The sequence below is a fragment of the Latilactobacillus sakei genome, assembly GCA_002953655.1.
GTDB classification, from domain to species: Bacteria; Bacillota; Bacilli; order Lactobacillales; family Lactobacillaceae; genus Latilactobacillus; species Latilactobacillus sakei_A.
The window spans coordinates 971,077-989,176 of sequence record CP025839.1 but is presented as its reverse complement, the minus strand read 5'-3'; the positions used below and the strand labels follow the sequence as shown (position 1 = coordinate 989,176).

The 18,100-nt window shown below is 43.3% G+C and carries 20 protein-coding genes; 1 reads left to right on the top strand and 19 read right to left on the bottom strand.

The genetic code is table 11. From position 1 onward, the window contains the following. Positions 1-4 precede the first annotated feature (4 nt). The 17 genes from C0213_04925 to C0213_04845 all read right to left on the bottom strand — a co-directional run bounded on the left by C0213_04925 (position 5) and on the right by C0213_04845 (position 13,752). Complete coding sequence (locus tag C0213_04925; GenBank protein ID AUX11777.1) at positions 5-760, bottom strand: biotin--[acetyl-CoA-carboxylase] ligase; 756 nt, start codon at positions 758-760, stop codon at positions 5-7. Positions 761-765: 5 nt separating this feature from the next. Then, positions 766-1,515 carry an enoyl-[acyl-carrier-protein] reductase FabI gene (locus C0213_04920; protein AUX11776.1) on the bottom strand — a complete coding sequence of 250 codons (750 nt, stop codon included), beginning with the start codon at positions 1,513-1,515 and terminating at the stop codon, positions 766-768. A gap of 23 nt (positions 1,516-1,538) precedes the next feature. Beyond that, positions 1,539-2,336, bottom strand: a complete 798-nt coding sequence (locus tag C0213_04915) for an acetyl-CoA carboxylase carboxyl transferase subunit alpha (protein ID AUX11775.1) — start codon at positions 2,334-2,336, stop codon at positions 1,539-1,541. Continuing rightward, the gene (locus C0213_04910; protein ID AUX11774.1) at positions 2,314-3,165 is read right to left on the bottom strand and encodes an acetyl-CoA carboxylase carboxyl transferase subunit beta; all 852 of its coding nucleotides are present in this window, start codon (positions 3,163-3,165) and stop codon (positions 2,314-2,316) included. Before C0213_04910 ends, C0213_04915 begins: the two co-directional genes overlap by 23 nt. Before the next feature lie 13 nt (positions 3,166-3,178). Then, complete coding sequence (accC, locus tag C0213_04905; GenBank protein ID AUX11773.1) at positions 3,179-4,525, bottom strand: acetyl-CoA carboxylase biotin carboxylase subunit; 1,347 nt, start codon at positions 4,523-4,525, stop codon at positions 3,179-3,181. 13 nt (positions 4,526-4,538) lie between these two features. Continuing rightward, positions 4,539-4,961, bottom strand: a complete 423-nt coding sequence (gene fabZ, locus C0213_04900; GenBank protein AUX11772.1) for a 3-hydroxyacyl-[acyl-carrier-protein] dehydratase FabZ — start codon at positions 4,959-4,961, stop codon at positions 4,539-4,541. A 3-nt stretch (positions 4,962-4,964) separates the two neighbouring features. Next, the gene (accB, locus tag C0213_04895) at positions 4,965-5,420 is read right to left on the bottom strand and encodes an acetyl-CoA carboxylase biotin carboxyl carrier protein (GenBank protein AUX11771.1); all 456 of its coding nucleotides are present in this window, start codon (positions 5,418-5,420) and stop codon (positions 4,965-4,967) included. A gap of 4 nt (positions 5,421-5,424) precedes the next feature. Beyond that, complete coding sequence (gene fabF, locus C0213_04890) at positions 5,425-6,657, bottom strand: beta-ketoacyl-[acyl-carrier-protein] synthase II (GenBank protein ID AUX11770.1); 1,233 nt, start codon at positions 6,655-6,657, stop codon at positions 5,425-5,427. A 13-nt stretch (positions 6,658-6,670) separates the two neighbouring features. Next, the gene (fabG, locus tag C0213_04885; GenBank protein ID AUX11769.1) at positions 6,671-7,402 is read right to left on the bottom strand and encodes a 3-oxoacyl-[acyl-carrier-protein] reductase; all 732 of its coding nucleotides are present in this window, start codon (positions 7,400-7,402) and stop codon (positions 6,671-6,673) included. Continuing rightward, positions 7,402-8,346, bottom strand: a complete 945-nt coding sequence (locus C0213_04880) for an ACP S-malonyltransferase (GenBank protein AUX11768.1) — start codon at positions 8,344-8,346, stop codon at positions 7,402-7,404. Before C0213_04880 ends, fabG begins: the two co-directional genes overlap by 1 nt. A gap of 151 nt (positions 8,347-8,497) precedes the next feature. After that, complete coding sequence (locus C0213_04875; protein AUX11767.1) at positions 8,498-8,737, bottom strand: acyl carrier protein; 240 nt, start codon at positions 8,735-8,737, stop codon at positions 8,498-8,500. Positions 8,738-8,779: 42 nt separating this feature from the next. Beyond that, entirely contained in the window at positions 8,780-9,760 is a 981-nt protein-coding gene (locus C0213_04870; protein ID AUX11766.1) for a 3-oxoacyl-ACP synthase, read from the bottom strand. 10 nt (positions 9,761-9,770) lie between these two features. Further along, positions 9,771-10,226, bottom strand: a complete 456-nt coding sequence (locus C0213_04865; GenBank protein AUX11765.1) for a 3-hydroxyacyl-[acyl-carrier-protein] dehydratase FabZ — start codon at positions 10,224-10,226, stop codon at positions 9,771-9,773. Between the two features lie 260 nt (positions 10,227-10,486). After that, complete coding sequence (locus C0213_04860) at positions 10,487-11,041, bottom strand: RimJ/RimL family protein N-acetyltransferase (GenBank protein AUX11764.1); 555 nt, start codon at positions 11,039-11,041, stop codon at positions 10,487-10,489. Position 11,042: 1 nt separating this feature from the next. Next, positions 11,043-11,759: a transcriptional regulator gene (locus C0213_04855; GenBank protein ID AUX11763.1), complete on the bottom strand. Its 717-nt coding sequence runs from the start codon at positions 11,757-11,759 to the stop codon at positions 11,043-11,045. A 179-nt stretch (positions 11,760-11,938) separates the two neighbouring features. Further along, entirely contained in the window at positions 11,939-13,051 is a 1,113-nt protein-coding gene (locus C0213_04850) for a hypothetical protein (protein AUX11762.1), read from the bottom strand. An 89-nt stretch (positions 13,052-13,140) separates the two neighbouring features. After that, the gene (locus tag C0213_04845) at positions 13,141-13,752 is read right to left on the bottom strand and encodes an amino acid transporter (protein AUX11761.1); all 612 of its coding nucleotides are present in this window, start codon (positions 13,750-13,752) and stop codon (positions 13,141-13,143) included. Between the two features lie 265 nt (positions 13,753-14,017). Here C0213_04845 and C0213_04840 point away from each other — a divergent pair, with 265 nt between their 5' ends. After that, on the top strand, positions 14,018-14,257 hold the full coding sequence (locus C0213_04840; protein ID AUX11760.1) for a hypothetical protein: 240 nt from the start codon (positions 14,018-14,020) through the stop codon (positions 14,255-14,257). Positions 14,258-14,317: 60 nt separating this feature from the next. Here C0213_04840 and C0213_04835 read toward each other — a convergent pair whose 3' ends face one another. Then, the gene (locus tag C0213_04835) at positions 14,318-15,529 is read right to left on the bottom strand and encodes a GNAT family N-acetyltransferase (GenBank protein AUX11759.1); all 1,212 of its coding nucleotides are present in this window, start codon (positions 15,527-15,529) and stop codon (positions 14,318-14,320) included. Between the two features lie 42 nt (positions 15,530-15,571). After that, a complete protein-coding gene (locus C0213_04830) occupies positions 15,572-18,100 on the bottom strand; it encodes an ATP-dependent RecD-like DNA helicase (protein AUX11758.1) in 2,529 nt (842 codons plus the stop codon).

Below are 18,100 nucleotides of genomic sequence, written 5' to 3'. Positions count from 1 at the left end.
CTTACTAATCCGCAAATCGGACTTTTTGCCCAATTTGCACGATTTGTTGATTACTTAAAATTAATGTGCCATCTGGCTTGAGTGCACTAACACTCATATCTTCAACTGGTTGTCCGGCAATTGTTTGGAGCTTACGACCAACCAATGGTGTCCAATGTTGATAACGTTGTGTTAACACACTCACTGGTAGCTGTAAAAGTGCATACAATCGATTAAGATACTGACCACTAAATTGGTTAATCGATACTTGCCGTGCCAATACTAGCGCCCGCAAGTTACCGATGCGTTCCGTTTCAATCGTTGAGGCAAAATTAAGCCCGACCCCCACCACGACACCACTTAAGCGGCCGGTATCATCGAGATACCCCTCCGTTAGAATGCCTGCTAATTTTTGCCGCTGATCATAGACGTCATTGACCCATTTAAGCTGAACTTCATAATCCAGTAAGGCTTGAATCGTTTCAGCAAGCGCTACACCCGCCGCGGCTGTTTGTTGAAAGGCATTAAAACACGCCGGATCTCGAACGGGCATCAAAAGACTTAAATAAAGACCACCAATCGGTGATACAAATTGGTGGTCTCTTTGACCGCGGCCTTGTGTTTGTTGTTGTGCTATCACGACTGACCATTGTTGGTCAGTCATTGGCTGTTGCAACAAATAAGCGTTAGTTGAAGGTAGTGCTTGCTGAACTGAGATAGTGAGCAAATCGCGTAGTGCCGGGGAAAGTACCCGCTGTATTTGCGCCGTCTCGATTGTCATTAAGTCTATTGTAAATGAACGCCTTTGTCAACGTAGATAATGTCACCCGTCACACCAGTTGCCATATCGCTAAGTAAGAACCCAGCGACATTCCCAACTTCTTCAATCGTGACTGATTGACCATCAACAGTTCGTTTTTCTGATTCTTCTAATAATGAACGGAAATCTTTAACCCCGGTCACTGCAAGCGTCTTAATGGCCCCTGCAGAAATGGCATTAACGCGAATTTGGTCAGCGCCTAAATCCCGTGCTAAATAGCGAACGCTAGCTTCTAATGATGCTTTAGCAATGCCCATCACGTTGTAGTTAGGAACAGCGCGTTCTGAACCAAAGTAAGTCATTGTCACAATGCTGCCATTTGGTTTTAAGAGGTCACGACCATATTTAGCGACAGCGATTAATGAATATGCACTAATTTCTTGCGCTAACAAGTAACCTGAGCGAGATGTTTCGTAAACCATGCCTTCTAGTTCTTCACGGTTGGCATAGGCAATCGCATGAACGATGCCATCAATTTGCCCCACTTTGGCTTTAATTTCAGCAAAGGTTTGTGCGATTGCGGCATCATCGCTGACATCACATTCAACCAATAAACTGGTTTCGGGAACAAATTTTGACAAACTCTGCTTAATCCGATCGTTTTGGTAGGTATAGATAACCTCCCCACCAGCTTGTGTAATTGCTTGTGCACATCCCCACGCGATACTTCTTTGATTAGCAACGCCCATCACTAGGATTTTCTTTCCATTTAACACGTTTCTGACACTCCTTTTTTTCGTTAAAATTGCCGGAATCTGGCTTGTCGATTGGCCAATAAAGTCTCGACAGGTAATTGTTGTAATTGGTTTAGTTGTTCGGTTAAAACGGTCGTAATGTTTTGACAGAAAAGGTGTTCATCTGGTTCTTCTTGAATAATCCCTTCAATCACACCGGCCTCTTGTAAAGATTGGGGTGTTAATTGCATGATTGCCGCCGCTTCATCAGCACGCTGGCTATCTTTCCATAAAATTGAAGCAAAACCTTCTGGCGATAAAATTGAATACATACTCTCAGTGGTCATCCAAACTTGGTCCCCACAGGCCAGTGCCAAGGCACCACCCGAACCCCCTTCACCGAAGATTACGCTGATCATTGGTGTTTTCAGGGTGCTGATTTCGTATAAATTATTAGCAATCGCCATTCCCTGACCGGTCGCTTCGGCGTGCGCCCCGGGATAAGCCCCAGCGGTATTCACCAAAGTGATAATCGGTCGTTTAAATTTCTCTGCTTCCTTCATCAACCGTAATGCTTTGCGATAACCGGCGGGTTCAGGGCAACCAAAGTGACACGCCATGCGTTCTTCAAGCGTTGTCCCTTTATTAGTTGCAATCACCGTCACCGGCTGATTATTAAATAATGCAATCCCGCCAATAATGGCTGGATCTTCGCCGCCGACGCGGTCGCCTTTGAGAATCATCAAATCATCAAAAAGGTTGGCCAATAATGCCGGTGTCGTTATTTTTTGACTACTACGGGCGCCGGCGACAATCTTAGCGGCTGTCTTTTTTTGACGATTAATAATGAGCCCCTCTTTCATGTAACTTCAACAATTGATGAAGTACTTTCTTTTGATCCTGACGTGCTACGATTTGATCAATAAAACCGTTTTTTAAGACAGTTTCGGCATCTTGTAAATCTGGTGCAATCTGTTCGTGCATCGTCTGTTCAATCACGCGCCGCCCTGCAAAGCCAATCACTGCTTTGGGTTCGGCTAAAATAATATCCGCTTCCGTTGCAAAACTAGCTGTTACCCCCCCGGTTGTCGGATCGGTTAATAAGCTAATGTACAATAACCCTTGTTCAGCATGCCGTTTAACGGCTGCCGAGGTTTTAGCCATCTGCATCAAGGAAAAAATCCCTTCTTGCATCCGAGCACCCCCAGAAGCCGCAATTAGAATCACGGGTAAACCTTTTTCAGTGGCCAGTTCAAAGAGGCGCGTAATTTTTTCGCCCGTCGCACTGCCCATGCTCCCCATAATAAAATAAGGATCCATAATGCCCAAGGCGAATTTTTGTTGCTTAATAGTCGCCACGCCGGTCAAAATACTATCTTCTAGTCCGGTAATTTGTTGTGCTTTTCGTAATTTCTGTGGATATTTGGGAAAATGGAGCGGATTAGGGGTTTGCGCTAGATCGCCAGCTGGTTCAAAACTATCCACCAACCAATCTAGACGAACCTTAGCCCGCGTCCGAAAACCATATTGACAGACCGGACAAGTCCGATAATAACCAAGGTCCTTATGATAAATCGATTGCTGACACTTAGGACAAGCCACCCATAAACCATCTGGCACCTTTTGTCGTGCTTCTTGATTATATTTAAGATGGGCTTTACCGATATTACGAACGGCATTAAATAATTGCATGGTGCCCCCCCTTTTAATCTGTTGCTAATGACGTTAAATAATCCGTCGTCGCTTGACTACTTAAAAAGACCGGATCTTCTAATAACGTTTGTTGGAACTGGGCATTCGTTTTAATTCCTGAAACAATCAACTCATTGAGCACCCGATGCATTTTAGCAATCGCAATTTCTCGCGTTGCGCCCCAGGTAATTAACTTGCCAATCATCGCATCGTAAAACGGTGAAATTGCATAACCACTGAATAAATGTGTGTCAATGCGCACACCTAAGTTACCAGTTGGTAAGTATAAATAGTTCACCGTACCCGCCGATGGGGCAAAGTGATTGTCCGGATCTTCAGCATTTAAACGACATTCAAGTGCAAAGCCACGGGTTTCAACAGCGGCTTGATCAAATGATAATGGTGCCCCTGCAGCCACCAAGATTTGTTCCCGCACAAGGTCGACCCCTGTGACCATTTCGGTTACCGGATGTTCAACTTGAATTCGGGTGTTCATTTCTAAGAAATAAAACTGATGATTTTGGTCCATTAAAAATTCAACGGTCCCCGTATTTTCATAATTAATTTGTTCAGCCGCTTTGAGTGCAATGGCGCCCAATTCAGCCCGTTCAGCTGGTGTTAATAAAGCCGACGGTGTTTCTTCAATCACCTTTTGTTTAAAGCGTTGCATTGAACAATCCCGTTCTGGGAAGTAGACAGCATTGCCGAAGCGATCTCTGAAAATTTGAACTTCGATATGTTTAACGTCCAGCATAATTTTTTCTAGGTACAATTGATCATTGCCAAAAGCACCGGCCGCTTCTAATTGTGCTTGCGCATAACTGTCAGCGAGTTGGCTTTCATCGTCAACAAAACGAATCCCTTTACCACCACCACCGGCGACGGCTTTAATCATCACGGGATAACCAACTTTAGCAGCGACAATTTTAGCGTCTGCGAGACTTTTTAGTGGGCCATCACTCCCAGGAATCAACGGCACGGCGGCCGCCTTCATACTAGTTTTGGCCTGACTTTTATCACCCATCTGCGCAATCACTTGACTAGAAGGACCGATAAACGTCACGCCACAGGCTTCACACATTTCAGCAAATTGACTGTTTTCAGATAGAAAACCATACCCTGGATGAATCGCGTCGCAACCAGTCCCAATCGCTGCGGATAAAACGTTTTGCATATTTAAATAGGATTCTTGTGGTCGATTACCGCCGATGCAGACCGCTTCGTCCGCTAGTTGAACGTGCAAACTACTTTTATCAGCTTTAGAATAAACCGATACTGAGGGAATGCCCATTTCTTTTAACGTCCGAATGATGTGCAACGCGATTTCGCCCCGATTAGCGACTAATACTTTCTTAAACATCGCGTGGTGCCTCCTATTCGATAATAAATGTTAATTCTGCGGTACAGGCTTTTTCACCATCAACCGTTGCGATCGCTTTACCGACCCCAATCCGATCTTTTAATTTTTCAAGTGTGACTTTAATTTCAAGTGTATCGCCAGGACGAACCACCCGTCTGAATTTAGCCGACTTAACGCCACCAAAAAAGGCTGTCCGCCCTTTAAATTGATCAAGCGTCAATAAAGCGACCGCCCCAGTTTGCGCCATGGCTTCTAAAATGAAAACCCCTGGCAATACTGGATTACCTGGAAAATGGCCTTGGAAAACCGCTTCGTTGATTGACACGTTTTTCCGGGCAATCGCAAATTCACCTGGTGCAAAACTCAATACACGATCGATTAATAACATCGGATAACGATGGGGTAGAATCGCTTGGATTTCTTGACTATCTAACATGGTTTAGCCTTCTTTCACTTTAAATAGGGGTTGTTGGTATTCAACTAATTCTTCGTTTTGAACGAGGATTTCAGTAATTGTCCCAGCCACCGTACTTTTGACTTCCGTCATCATCTTCATGGCTTCAATCACACAAACGACATCGCCAACCGCCACTGTTTGACCAACCTTCACAAAAGCTGGATCAGCCGGTGCGGGTTGTAAATAAATACTCCCAACTAATGGTGCTTCAATCGCAACTGTATCATCAGCAACAGCCACAGGTGCTTCAGGCGCCTCAGTTGGCGTACTTGTCATGGGCGTTGTGGGTGTCACTGATGGCGCTACTGGCGCGTGTTGCACATCTTGAACGCCTCGTTTATTTAAATAAAGTTTGATATCACTTGTTTCAAGTTGCATTTCTTGGTTGCCTGATTGATTAAACAAGGCCACCATTTCTTTGACTTCATCGTAGTTCATTTAACTAATCGCTCCATTTCTTCAACAACAACACAGCGTTATGGCCACCAAAGCCAAATGAGTTACTCATACCATATTGTGCGTCTGGGGCAGCTAGTGGTGTCTTAATTAAGTTCACATGACAGTCCGGATCAGTATTTTGTAACCCCACGTTCGGTGGCAAAGTACCGGCTTGTAAAGCACCAATTGTAACGACTGCTTCAAGCGCACCGGCTGCCCCTAATAAATGGCCGGTCATACTCTTCGTGCTGCTGACAGGAACTGTGCCTTCGTCACCAAAAACACGTGCCAAAGCAGCAGATTCTGCTAATTCATTGGCGACTGTCCCAGTACCGTGTGCGTTAACGTAATCAACATCAGCCGCTGTAATCCCGGCTTCATCAATTGCCATTTGCATTGCCCGCGCAGCAACTTCACCATTTGGATTAGGTGATGTCATATGGTAGGCATCACAATTGGTCCCGTAACCTGTGACTTCACCTAAAATCGTTGCATGGCGTGCTTGTGCGTGTTCAAGACTTTCTAAAATTAAAGTGGCACCACCTTCACCCATCACAAACCCTTTACGGTCTGCGTCAAAAGGCAATGAAGCCCGTGCTGGATCCGTTGCAGTTGATAACGTTGATAACGCCGCAAAACCACCAATCCCAATTTCATTGATTGAGGCTTCAGAACCACCAGTCACCATCACAGTCGCCCGGTTTTCTTTAATTTGACGATAAGCCTCACCAATCGCATTAGCCCCACTTGAACAAGCCGTTACGATCGTTGTACAAATATTTTGCGCACCGATTTCAATGGCGATGTTGGCCGCAGCCATATTTCCAATTGATTTAGGCACGAAAAGTGGTGAGATATGATCAGCACCCTTTTCAACCATGCGCGTCACTTGTTCTTGAATCGTCGTTAAACCACCAATCCCAGAACCGTAAATAACGCCCATATCGGCTGGTGCGGTATTTTCGTCGTTAATGCCGGCTTGTTCGAGTGCTGCTAGTGCACTATCAAGCGCGTATTGTGAAAATAAATCCATTCGCTTTGCTTTTTTCTTGCCGATTCGTAATGTCGGATCAAAATCAAGAACTTCGGCAGCTAATGACACACCGGTCGTGCTTGCGTCAAATTTTGTAATGGGGCCAATACCTAATTCGCCCGCTAGAATTCGACGTGTAAATGTCTCAACGTCGTTTCCTAAAGGTGCCACAACGCCCATTCCTGTAATTACTACTCTCGTCATCTTAATCCCTCACTTATATTGTCATCCCGCCATCGACAGTCAAAACTTGCCCCGTCAAATAGTCATTTTCTGCTAAAAATAAAGCGGCTGATGCCACTTCTTCTGGTTGACCAAAACGCTGTAATGGAATCTGCGTCATAATCGCTTCTTTAACACTCGGTTTTAAGACCGCTGTCATTTCAGTTTCAATCATTCCTGGTGCAATCGCGTTACACCGGACGTTACGCAGAGCGCCTTCTTTGGCGACAGATTGAGTGAACCCAATTACGCCCGCTTTACTAGCGGCGTAATTGGCTTGGCCCATATTACCGTGTTGGCCAATCACGCTTGACAGGTTGATAATACAACCACTACGTTGGCGTAACATTTTTTTAAAGGCCACTTGGGTCACTCTAAAAGTGCCGACCAAGTTGACATCAACAACCGCTTGGAAATCTTCAACGGACATCGCCATCACGAGCTTATCGCGCGTAATACCGGCATTATTCACCAAGACGTCCAAGCGACCATAGCGTTCAAAGGTTGCTTTAACCAAACGATCAGCGGTGTCTGCGGCAGTAATATCGCCTTGGACGAACAAATAGGTCACCCCTAAATCTTCGATTGCTTGAACGAGTTCAGCATCTAATGCTGAACGCGCATTAAGCACGAGTTGATAACCTGCTGCTGCAAATTTGAGGGCAATTGCCCGACCAATACCGCGGCTACCACCAGTAATCACGGCTACTTTTTCATTTGAAGTCATTAATGTGCGCCTTCTTTCAAGGCAGCTACGACAGTTTCAAACTGTGCGCTACTGCTAATATTAAATCGATCTAATTGAGGGACCGTTTGGCGTGCAAACTTGCTAAGTGCGTTACCCGGCCCTACTTCGATAACCGTTGTCACCTCTTGCTTGGCCAATTGTGTCAGGCCAGTCGCAAAATGAGTTGGTTGATACATCTGTGCGATTAAGGTTGCTTGTAAGCTAGCGACTTCAAAAGGTTGTTCAGTCGTATTACTGATTACGGGATAAACGCCCGCTTTAAAAGTAACTTGCGCTAGTGCTTGCTCAAATTGATGCGCCGTTCCTTCAAATAAAGCGGTATGAAAGGCCCCTTTAACAGGTAACGGAATCACTTTAGGCGCTACTTCAAGCGTTTCAAATAACGTCGTTAACGCCTGAATCCCCTTTTGAGTCCCACCAACGACGATTTGTTTGGACGAATTGTAATTCGCAATCGCCACCGTTTCACCAGTCTTTTGAATCGTCTCACAAGCTGCTTGAATTTGATTAATATCAGGTTTTAAGATTGCAATCATTGCACCAGGCTGTGCTTCAACAGTCGCTTGCATTAAAGCACCACGCTTAGCAACGAGCGGTAAACCGGTCGTCAAATCAAGCATGCCACTGGCAATCAATGCTGAATATTCCCCTAAGCTCAGCCCTAAGGCCCCCGCTGTTGAGATCCCCGCATCTGTTAATAAACGGCTAATCCCAACGCTCATGGCCACGATCGCCGGTTGCGCATAACGTGTTTGACCTAACAAATCAGCATCATTCATGATTTTTTGTAAATCAAGTTGTGTCAGCTGACTCGCTTGGTCAATCGTGTCGCGGTAAATGGGATAATCTTGATATAAATCATTCCCCATTCCAACGGCTTCGCTACCCTGACCGCTCATTAAAAGTCCAATTTTAACCATCATCTGTGCTCCTTTAGATTGCTAAATGTCCATTTTGAAACGTGCTTTTTCACCTATATCCTTCCGGTTAGCGACGTATGCCAAATAATTGCTTACAGCGCTTATTCGCCATACTATGCTAATCCTCAGGATATACCCGGGTGAAACACACTCTTTATTTGTTCATCGTTTTTTCGATGTAGTCGACAACGTTTTGAACCGTTACGATTGATTCGTCTGGATCTAATTTAAGTTCCATGTCGTCTTCTAATTGGTTCATTACTTCAAAGATATCTAAGCTATCTGCATCTAAATCTTCACGAATGTTCGTTGTTGGTGTTACTTGGCTTTCTTCAACGTCTAATTGTTCTGCGATAACTGCTTGTACTTTTTTTAAGATTTCTGCTTGTGTCATGATTAAAACCCCTTATAATTAATTAATTTTTTTAGTTTATTTTTAATAACGAATAATTTGAATGCCGATGGTTAACCCACCGCCAAAACCACAGAGTACGCATAAATCACCGCGCTTAACATGGTTTGCTTCGACTTGTTCCGCTAATAGCAGTGGAATACTGGCAGCCGAAGTATTGCCATAATGCTGTAAATTCATTGGAAACTTGGTTAGCGGTTGATCCAACATGCTAGCCATTTTTGTAATCAAGCGTGAATTCGCTTGGTGGACTAAGAAGTGATCGATTTGATCAAGTGTCAAACCGGCTTCTAAGACCGCCGCTTCAATTGCTTTGGGGACGCGCCGTGTTGAAAATTGGTAGATTGCTTGACCGGTCATTTTGAAAAAATCAATCCCGACTTGCGTTTGACCAACCTGACCGAAATTAGGCCGTTTAACCGGTGCGTAACCTGAAACTAATTGGTCACTTTCCGTCCCAATCGTGATTAGCTTTTCACTAACCCAACTTGCTTGGTCAGTGGTAGTGCCTTGTAACAAGACACCCGCAGCGCCATCACCGAATAAAACGGCAGTACTGCGATCTGACCAATCAAGCATTTTAGAAATAACTTCGCCACCGATGACCAAAACATAATCATCTGGTGTCTGCACGTAGCCTCGCGCAGCAGATAGTGCGTAGGTAAAGCCGGAACAAGCGGCGCTAATATCAAACGCAAATGCTTGGTCAGCACCTAATCGGCCCTGCACAATAGCTGCTGTCGAAGGTGTGTAATAATCCGGCGTCATCGTCGCAACGATAATCGCCTTAATTTGTGAAACTGCGATACCGCTTTTGGCCAATAACGTTTGTGCCACGCGTAAGCATAAATCAGACGTATTTTCCGTTTCCGAAATCCGTCTTTCTAAAATACCTGTTCGACTTTCAATCCATTCATTAGAAGTTTCCATAATGGCCGTTAAATCGTCGTTGGTCACAATGTTGGCGGGTAAAGCACTTGCCGTTTCAATTATTTTAAAGGCCATTTGTTAACCTCTACTTTTTTCCGAGGAGATCATCGCGCGGGGCCACAACAAAGGTTAGCTCCGCTTCACAAACCATTTGACCATTAACAGTCGCATTGGTTTGGACAACTCCCATATTTTCTTTTTTCTTAGTTAATTTAACCGTGAAGACGATTTGATCACCGGGCCGAACCGTTTGATGGAACAAAACGTTTTTAGCAGCGCCCAGATAAGCCGTCTTCCCAAAGAATTCTGGTGATTTTAAAATTAATATTGAAGCCGTCTGTGCCAAAGCTTCAATCATTAATGTATTTGGCATCTGTGGTGAATCAGGACGATAGCCCCGCATGAATTGTTCATTAATCGTGACGTTCTTGATTGCGACCACTTCTTGCCCAGGTACTAACGACTCAACAGTATCAATATAAATAATTGGGTACCGATTTGGAATTAGCGCCATAATCTCAGTTGTATTTAAGAGTGTCATAATGCCTCCCCATTGATTATTTAAAAATGTAATACGGCGTATCGCATTTCCATTCATGAACAATACCACATGTTTTTTTTGAAGTCAATTCGACTTTAAAATATATTTTACGTCGAAATATCGCATAAGGTGGCAAAAAAGCCGATTTATCGCGATTTGTTTATGTCATATACAATAAAATTTTAAAATGAATAAAATACAAAAAAATCCCCCAATCATTCGGGAGAAACCGAAATGGTCGGGGAATAATCTTTTATATTTTAATGCTTTAACGCTTGCCACTGTTTCTTGGTCATCTTCGTGAAGTGTTCTTGGCGCGTATCATCTAATAGTGGATTATACATTTCATCAATCGTCAATTCTGGTTGGAAGCCTAATTTTTCTTGCGCGCGCTTTGATTGTTGGTTACCGTCATAATAACCACACCAAATATTATCAAGTTTAAGCATTTCAAAGCCGTATGCTAAAATCGCTTTTGACGCTTCTGGAATCAAACCTTGCCCCCAATATGGGACACCAATCCAATAACCAATTTCGGCATCATTCTCACCCATAAAGGGTTGGCCGCCGCCGTTTTTAACCAATTCTAACCCCACACTACCGATTGCATGTTGCGGTGCTGTTTTCAAATTAACTGAATAGATTCCTTCTGTCATTAAGTAGTTTTGAATGAGTTCGCGACTGTGAGCGACGCTAGTGTGCACTGGCCAACCGGCGATGGGGCCAATCGCTGGATCCTTTGCGTATTCATAGATTGCTTGATCATCCGCCAATTCAAATGGTCTGAGGATTAAGCGTTGTGTTGCAAGTTGCATATTATTGTGCCTGCCTTTTTCCTAGTATTTTAACCGCTAAGTGTTTGCCCGGGCTCAAAAAAGTGCCTCGTGCTTCAATGCCAATTAACGGTAATTTTTGGTGAGCCGTGATGGCTGACAAGGCGGTATCAAATTCTGCACCGCTAGCAGCTTCAATTGTCGTGAATTCATAATAACCAGCTTCAATGTGGTAGTCGCTTGGCGTGGGCGTTGCGATACAAATCGCATAATCCATTTCACCAATCACATAATACAGCTGGCGAACCATCAAATCAGGCTGCCAATCAATTGCTTCAACTACCGATAAGTCAAAATCTTGCGCAAATGGTAGCCGTTTTAAAACGCGCAAGTGAATTGTTTGATTGACCTGATAGGTTGTTTCATGAGTCGCTTGTTGTAATTGCTCATCAACAGTTTGCTCTAATGCTTGTAACCGGGCAATTTCTTCTTGCAGCGCTTGTTTTTTATTCAGAAGCATCGTTTGTTCTGGATAATCCGTTGTTAAAATCAACTTTATTTCGGCTACTGATAAGCCTAATGCCCGCAAAAATAAAATAAACGATAATTGATATGCCTCGGCCATGCCATATTGCCGATAGCCATTCTCAGCGATTTTCGCTGGCAATAACAGCCCCTTATCCTCATAATGCCGGATGGTGTACTGCGTTGTCTTAAATAATTTGGCAAATGCCGAAATCGTCAATAATTTTTCAGCCATCTTCTCACCTCACAAAAAAGTATAAACCCTAGGGTAACCCAAAGGTCAACAGAGTGTTATTCACACCGGGTTACTTTTGAACATTTACGCTACTTGGCGAATTGGCGTCAAAGACGCCGGTTTGACAAGTCTCGTAAAGTACAGAAAGTTGGTGTGAATAACACGTTTTCGAAAAAAAGTCACCCCTCACGCCGGATCACTTCAAACGCCGTTTTAGCCACTTCTCGTCCATTGACAATCAGTGCCACGTTATGTTGCCCTGGATAGTGTTTCCGAGTCGTCAAATCTTTAAAATTAATTTGCCGTTCACCACGTAGCCCTTGGCGACCATCAATTTCTTTTTCCGCTAGCTTAAATAACTTACGCGACTGTTGCCCATTGGCCTTCACATAATCCACTGCGTATTCAACCCGAACCAGTAGCTTAGCTTCCGGTCTAAACCGAATCTGATAGTGAAACGCTAATTTATCGCCAATGGCCACAATTTTCGCGGTCATTTGGACGGTTGCTGCTAGCACTAACGGCTTTGCGGGACTATCGGCTGCATAGCCAAATAAGGTTTGAACCGCCAAGAAATCCTTTCGCAATAACGTCCGGCAACCATGACGAATGATCCAGTCAACGGCCTCAGATTGTCCTTGCCACTTTTTTGCCGTTTCAATCACCAATTGCGGATGATCCTTAGCGATATCATTCAAATTATTGGCGACACTGCGGCGGACATATAGTTCAGGGTCATTTTTCAGCCGTTCTAGAATTGCTAAGACCGGTGTCGGATTTTGTTTAAATACCGGTAAAGATTCTCCCCAAGGCAAACGTGGCCGACAGCCTTCACTCGCTAAACGCCGCACATGGGCATTGTCGCTTTGCGTCCATTGTGTCATTTGGATCATCGCGCGCTCTGGGTCCTTTAAAATAAAAGTCCGGATGGCGAACTCCGCTGAAGATTGTGGGGTAAAAACCTCAAGCGCATGCATTGAAAGCGTCCAATCCTCGGGACGGGTGCCATAGACAACAACGAAATCCGGGAAAAAGAGATAGGCAAGGCCCTGACAATCAGGTGCCAACTGTTCTAAAAGCGCAATCGCTTCTGAATAGTCCTGTGGTAAAAATTGCCCGAGTACGGTTGCAATTTGGCGAGTCCGTTGTTTCAACGTTAATTCAGCCCAATTATCGGCTAAAACGCCGGCCACGAATTGGCCGGCTTTAAAGGGGCGATAAACTTGTTGAACCTGCTGACTAAAGGTCGTCAGGAAGGCTTCTGTGTAAATATCTTTTAATAATTCAGCCATTAGTAAGGCCTCCATTTTTTACTTTCTTCTATCATACCGTTCTTAACGGCTAAAAAAACGCCCATCAATTGATGAACGTTTTTTGCGGCCTAAATCAAAATCCCGGCCACTTTCACAATTAACATCAAACCGTAACCGATAATAATTAGTGCGCTAAGGATATTGACCCACATTAGAAATTTAGGCGATACCTTATCTCTAAAAATACTAAACAAGATTGCAATCCCGAAGAACCAACTAGCAGTTGCCGTCACCACGCCGATGATAAATGGTAGTGATTGACTGGCAGTCATGTCACCGCGTAGGGCACCGAGCATCAATGTCCCATCAATCAAGGCTTGGGGATTACCCCAGACGGCAATAAAGGCTGTGAAAATTACTTTTTTGAGTGGCATTGGCTGCAGTTTACCAAATTCAACGGCCGCTCGCGCGCTCCGTAAAATCGTATAACCAATCCACAAGATTAAGAGCCCACCGATTCCCATAATCGTATGCTTAATAATTTCATTTTGAATAATCACCGCACCAATGCCATAAAAGGCCACCACGGAAAAGAGCGCATCAAATAGCCAAATAAACAAACTATTTAAAACCGCGCGCCGTGTCGTATTCGATAACGCATTATTAAACACGAAAATATTTTGCATCCCAATTGGCGCAACAAAAGCAAAGCCAATTAGCATTCCTTTAAAAAAAATCATCTAAATCCTCCTCTAAATCTCACCATCCAGTTCTAGTTCACTAAAACTGCCTGTAAACCTCTACTCTATCTGAATTTAACAGCGCCGTCTAGTCCTTTAAATTAGCTTATCGTCATCATTCATTATCGGTGTTATCTTAATGACCGTTATTATCTAATCGATTAGTCAATTGTTGGCGATATAATTTACTACACTACGTTAACTATTTTTCTTGTAAAAACGCTTTCTTATCGATACAATAAATATCGAAAGGTGGTTTTAAATTATGGTTAAATTAACGTTATTCGACAACACAAAGATCGTCCTCAAAGAAGATGACGTCCTATGCGGAACAGCAGCGGATGCGCCTCGTACTAATAAGCTTGCTATTAGAGACTTTCCTCATCAAGATATTGTCGCGTTCATAACGCATTTCATCAAAGAGACGCCTTTATTTATCGCTAAGCGCAATCCTGATATTATTTATTCAAGTGCGGACATTATTGAAATATCAATCCGTCCATAATGCCATTATTCCAAAAGAACCCTCAGTTCTGGCTAACTGCCAATACTGAGGGCTCTTTTTTTAGAAATAATCTGAGAAGTAAGGTTGTTCAACGGGAATAATATTCTCTAAGTTTTTAAGCGTTTGTTTTGTGGCTTGCAGGCGTTCAATCTTGGCCAAATATGATGGTCGTCGGTAACTCATCAACATGGTCGTCAACGTTTGAATATCACAAACGACCTTTTCGCCAACCGGCCGACTCGTAACATGCACTTTTCCTTGTTGATCCCAATAGACCCCGAATGTACCGTTATTCCATTCAGCTAATGGATCTGTTAATTCAATATGGAAGGCTTGCCCATCCGTTTCAAATGGATAAGCTTGTAAAAATTCCTTAGCATCAACAATCCGCGCCATAAAATAGGGTTTAATAGTCTGTTCAATATCCCCATCATCCAATAGGAACGTAATCGGTTCATCTTGATAAAGATTACCTTTAACGTGGTCGACCATTGAATAATGCGCACCAATAAAATTCCATAACCCAATCCGGGCTTCTTGATTCAAATAAATCATTTCTTTAATATGAAAGACTTCATTCGCAATCCAATAAAGTACATAGCCAGTTGGTTCTTCATTTTCATCATAATAAACGCCAGCAATCCGTTCTTCTTCGTTTTCCCAACGCCAATATTCATCCCAATTTAATTCATTGCGAATCATAGCACCATGGTTGCGAAGCGCGAATTTATCATACATCATAATCACATCCGCATCGTCAATGTCCAAACGTTCAACGTGCCCATTAACGGGTTGTTGCTTTGGTAATTGACTATCACGAATATCATAAGTCAGATGATCAGACATAATCTCCCAGCCCTTTTTACGGTAAAAAGGAATGCTGTAAGGATAGAGATAGGAAATCCATTGTTTATTTTGCCGCATTTGGTCTAAGCCGACTTTAACTAAATCATGCATTAAACCGTGGCCGGCATATTCTGGGTAAGTGCCCACACCGGTTAACCCAGCCATTTTAAAAATTTTTCCATGAATATTAACTTCACAAGGATAAATTGCGAGTTGGGAAATTAATTCATCGCCATTAAACCAACCAATCACATCTGATTTTTCTAAGACCGGCCGTTTAGCACGTTCTAGTTCGCCTTCTTCATACCCACTATCAGAAACTTCCTGATCGGTTACTTGGAAAACATATCGTAATAAGTCATTAAATTGTTCTAAATACTCGATTGTCACGGGTCTAATTTCTAAATTAGCTCGCTGGTCAGCCATTGTTTCGCCTCATTTTTATTTAATCGTTTTTCTTATTATACACTACTTAGCATCTGTCATGAATGTGTACGGCGTTAAATCCGCCATCCCAATCATCGGGTCAATCTGATGACCACCCACCAAGGCTGGTGTTAATTCATAATTAGCCGGTGCTTCTTGAATCGTCTCTTCGCTGTCAGCTGCATCATCCACTAGCGCTAACTGTTCTGGCGCTACTTCTTTAGCCGGCGTTGGTTTTTCAACAGTTGGTTTAGCTTCCGTTAAGCCCACACTAGCAGTTTTAACTGCCTGACTCACTTTTTCACCATTAAAGACGCTGATAATCCGTTCTTTAAGCGTTGTTTGTCGGTTTGCGGATAGTTCCTTAGCCGCCTTATCAAAAGCACTTGGTTCCCCAATTAAAATCAATAATGAGCGTGCTCGGGTCACTGCTGTATATAACAAATTCCGTTTCAACATCCGTTGATATTGGTTAACTAATGGCAAAATCACCATTTCAAATTCAGAACCTTGGGCCTTATGAATCGATGTACAATAAGCTAGCGTAATTTTATGCCATTCTGTCCGTTTATAGGTAATTTCGGTACTATCAAAAGCAATCGTTAACTCGTCCATCTTATCATCACTATCTTTAGCATACGTAATCCCGGTTATTTGCCCGATTTCACCGTTAAAAACGTTTAGTTCTGGACTATTGACTAGATGTAAAATCTTATCACCAATTCGGTAATGAACGTTACCTAAACTAACTTGTTTCTTACGATCATCGACTTTCGGATTCATGATATTTTGGATCATGGGATTTAATTGATCGATTCCGGCTGCGCCCCGATACATCGGTGCTAACACCTGAATATCCTTCGTCTCAAAGCCCCGTTCTTTCGCTTTAGTGACTACTTGCTTAATCACGGATTCAATCTGATAAGGGCTGCACTGAATAAAACTCCGATCCTTTTGTGGTTGGAGTAAATCAGCTGGTAGTTGCCCCTGATTAATTTCATGGGCTAATGGAATAATCGTCGACTCATCGTCTTGGCGGTAGATTTGTTGCAATTCGATTGCCGGAATTGCCTGACTCTGTAATAAATCAAAAAAGACTTGGCCCGCACCAACCGATGGCAACTGATCTTTATCACCAACAAAGACGACTTGCATATTGCTAGGCACCGCTCGAATTAATGATCTGAAAAGATACGTATCGACCATCGACATTTCATCGACAATCAATAAGCCACCTTCTAGTTCTTTACTATCGATATCAGGATTATTTTCACGGCCCGTAATGCCTAACAAACGATGAATCGTGCTAGCTGGCAAGCCAGTTGTTTCGCTCATCCGTTTAGCGGCCCGCCCGGTGGGTGCCGCCAATAAAATTGGAAACGGTGTGTCTTTGTATTCATTGATATCAAGTGAAAGACCATTTAACTCGGCAAATAAAGTCACAATCCCATTAATAATGGTTGTTTTCCCAGTACCAGGGCCCCCTGTTAATAAGAAGGCTCTGTGAGTCATCGCCAGTTTGATTGCATTTTTTTGGACGTCATCATAGCTCATCTTAAAGCGTTTCTCAAGCCGGCGAATTTCCTTATCCAGATCATGTTTAGGATAACTAATTTTATCCCGTTCATTCTCAATTCGCATTAAGTGGTTGGCAATCTGCCATTCCGCGTTGTACAAACCATTCGGATAGATCCGGTTCTCATCGCCGACCACTTTGCCATCGTGTGCTAAGACCATTAGTTGCTCTGCCACTAAATTCGGGTCAATCGCCACGTTTCGGGCTTGTTCCATCAATTGGATACTGGCTGCTAATAAAGGTTTAGCTTGGGTGAAGGTATCGCCGGCTTGATTGGTCAGTTCGTTCAAGGCTTGCATCAATGCGCCTTGAATCCGGGCTGGTGAATCAGCTGCAAAGCCAATCTTTTCGGCCAAATTATCCGCTCGTTTAAACCCAATACCGGCAATATCGGCGACTAATTGATAAGGATTTTCTTGAATAATCTTCAAGGTATCTTCGTGATAAGTTTGGTAGATATTATAGGCCATCGAGCTCCCAAAACCATAATTATTAAGCCCAATAATGATTTGTTCCATCCCATTATTAATCGTCAACGTTTCAACCAACGTCGCTTGCTTCTTCGCGTTTAGCCCTAGAGGCGCCAGTACAGTTGAATCTGATAAAATTTTATCAATCGCGTCTAACCCTAAGGTATCGACAATCTTCTCGGCTGTTTTCTGGCCAATACCAGCGAATTTTTCGCCCGATAAATAGGCGACTAAGCCTGTCTTAGTCGTCGGTTGGTCAACCTGATAGTTGTCAGCTTGAAATTGTTGTCCATATTTAGGATGCGTGATGACTTTACCATAGAACGTATAACGCTCATCTTCTTTAATATCGCCAAAACTACCAGTCACCACAATCTCCGGCTCATGCCAATCAATCGTTTTATGGGCAATTTTAATCAAGAGAATCTTAAAAAAGTTACCGGGATTCTCGTAAAAGATACTTTGGACCGTTCCGGTAACGGTTGGTTTATTATCGACCGTATTTTCTGTTTCCAAAATCGCCAT

Bases quoted from the DNA above. Each gene is read 5' to 3' on its own strand.
- C0213_04925 (AUX11777.1), bottom strand. From the start codon at position 760: ATGACAATCGAGACGGCGCAAATACAGCGGGTACTTTCCCCGGCACTA.
- C0213_04915 (AUX11775.1), bottom strand. From the start codon at position 2,336: ATGAAAGAGGGGCTCATTATTAATCGTCAAAAAAAGACAGCCGCTAAG.
- C0213_04910 (AUX11774.1), bottom strand. From the start codon at position 3,165: ATGCAATTATTTAATGCCGTTCGTAATATCGGTAAAGCCCATCTTAAA.
- accC (AUX11773.1), bottom strand. From the start codon at position 4,525: ATGTTTAAGAAAGTATTAGTCGCTAATCGGGGCGAAATCGCGTTGCAC.
- fabZ (AUX11772.1), bottom strand. From the start codon at position 4,961: ATGTTAGATAGTCAAGAAATCCAAGCGATTCTACCCCATCGTTATCCG.
- accB (AUX11771.1), bottom strand. From the start codon at position 5,420: ATGAACTACGATGAAGTCAAAGAAATGGTGGCCTTGTTTAATCAATCA.
- fabF (AUX11770.1), bottom strand. From the start codon at position 6,657: ATGACGAGAGTAGTAATTACAGGAATGGGCGTTGTGGCACCTTTAGGA.
- fabG (AUX11769.1), bottom strand. From the start codon at position 7,402: ATGACTTCAAATGAAAAAGTAGCCGTGATTACTGGTGGTAGCCGCGGT.
- C0213_04880 (AUX11768.1), bottom strand. From the start codon at position 8,346: ATGATGGTTAAAATTGGACTTTTAATGAGCGGTCAGGGTAGCGAAGCC.
- C0213_04875 (AUX11767.1), bottom strand. From the start codon at position 8,737: ATGACACAAGCAGAAATCTTAAAAAAAGTACAAGCAGTTATCGCAGAA.
- C0213_04870 (AUX11766.1), bottom strand. From the start codon at position 9,760: ATGGCCTTTAAAATAATTGAAACGGCAAGTGCTTTACCCGCCAACATT.
- C0213_04865 (AUX11765.1), bottom strand. From the start codon at position 10,226: ATGACACTCTTAAATACAACTGAGATTATGGCGCTAATTCCAAATCGG.
- C0213_04860 (AUX11764.1), bottom strand. From the start codon at position 11,041: ATGCAACTTGCAACACAACGCTTAATCCTCAGACCATTTGAATTGGCG.
- C0213_04855 (AUX11763.1), bottom strand. From the start codon at position 11,759: ATGGCTGAAAAATTATTGACGATTTCGGCATTTGCCAAATTATTTAAG.
- C0213_04850 (AUX11762.1), bottom strand. From the start codon at position 13,051: ATGGCTGAATTATTAAAAGATATTTACACAGAAGCCTTCCTGACGACC.
- C0213_04845 (AUX11761.1), bottom strand. From the start codon at position 13,752: ATGATTTTTTTTAAAGGAATGCTAATTGGCTTTGCTTTTGTTGCGCCA.
- C0213_04840 (AUX11760.1), top strand. From the start codon at position 14,018: ATGGTTAAATTAACGTTATTCGACAACACAAAGATCGTCCTCAAAGAA.
- C0213_04835 (AUX11759.1), bottom strand. From the start codon at position 15,529: ATGGCTGACCAGCGAGCTAATTTAGAAATTAGACCCGTGACAATCGAG.
- C0213_04830 (AUX11758.1), bottom strand. From the start codon at position 18,100: ATGGCGATTTTGGAAACAGAAAATACGGTCGATAATAAACCAACCGTT.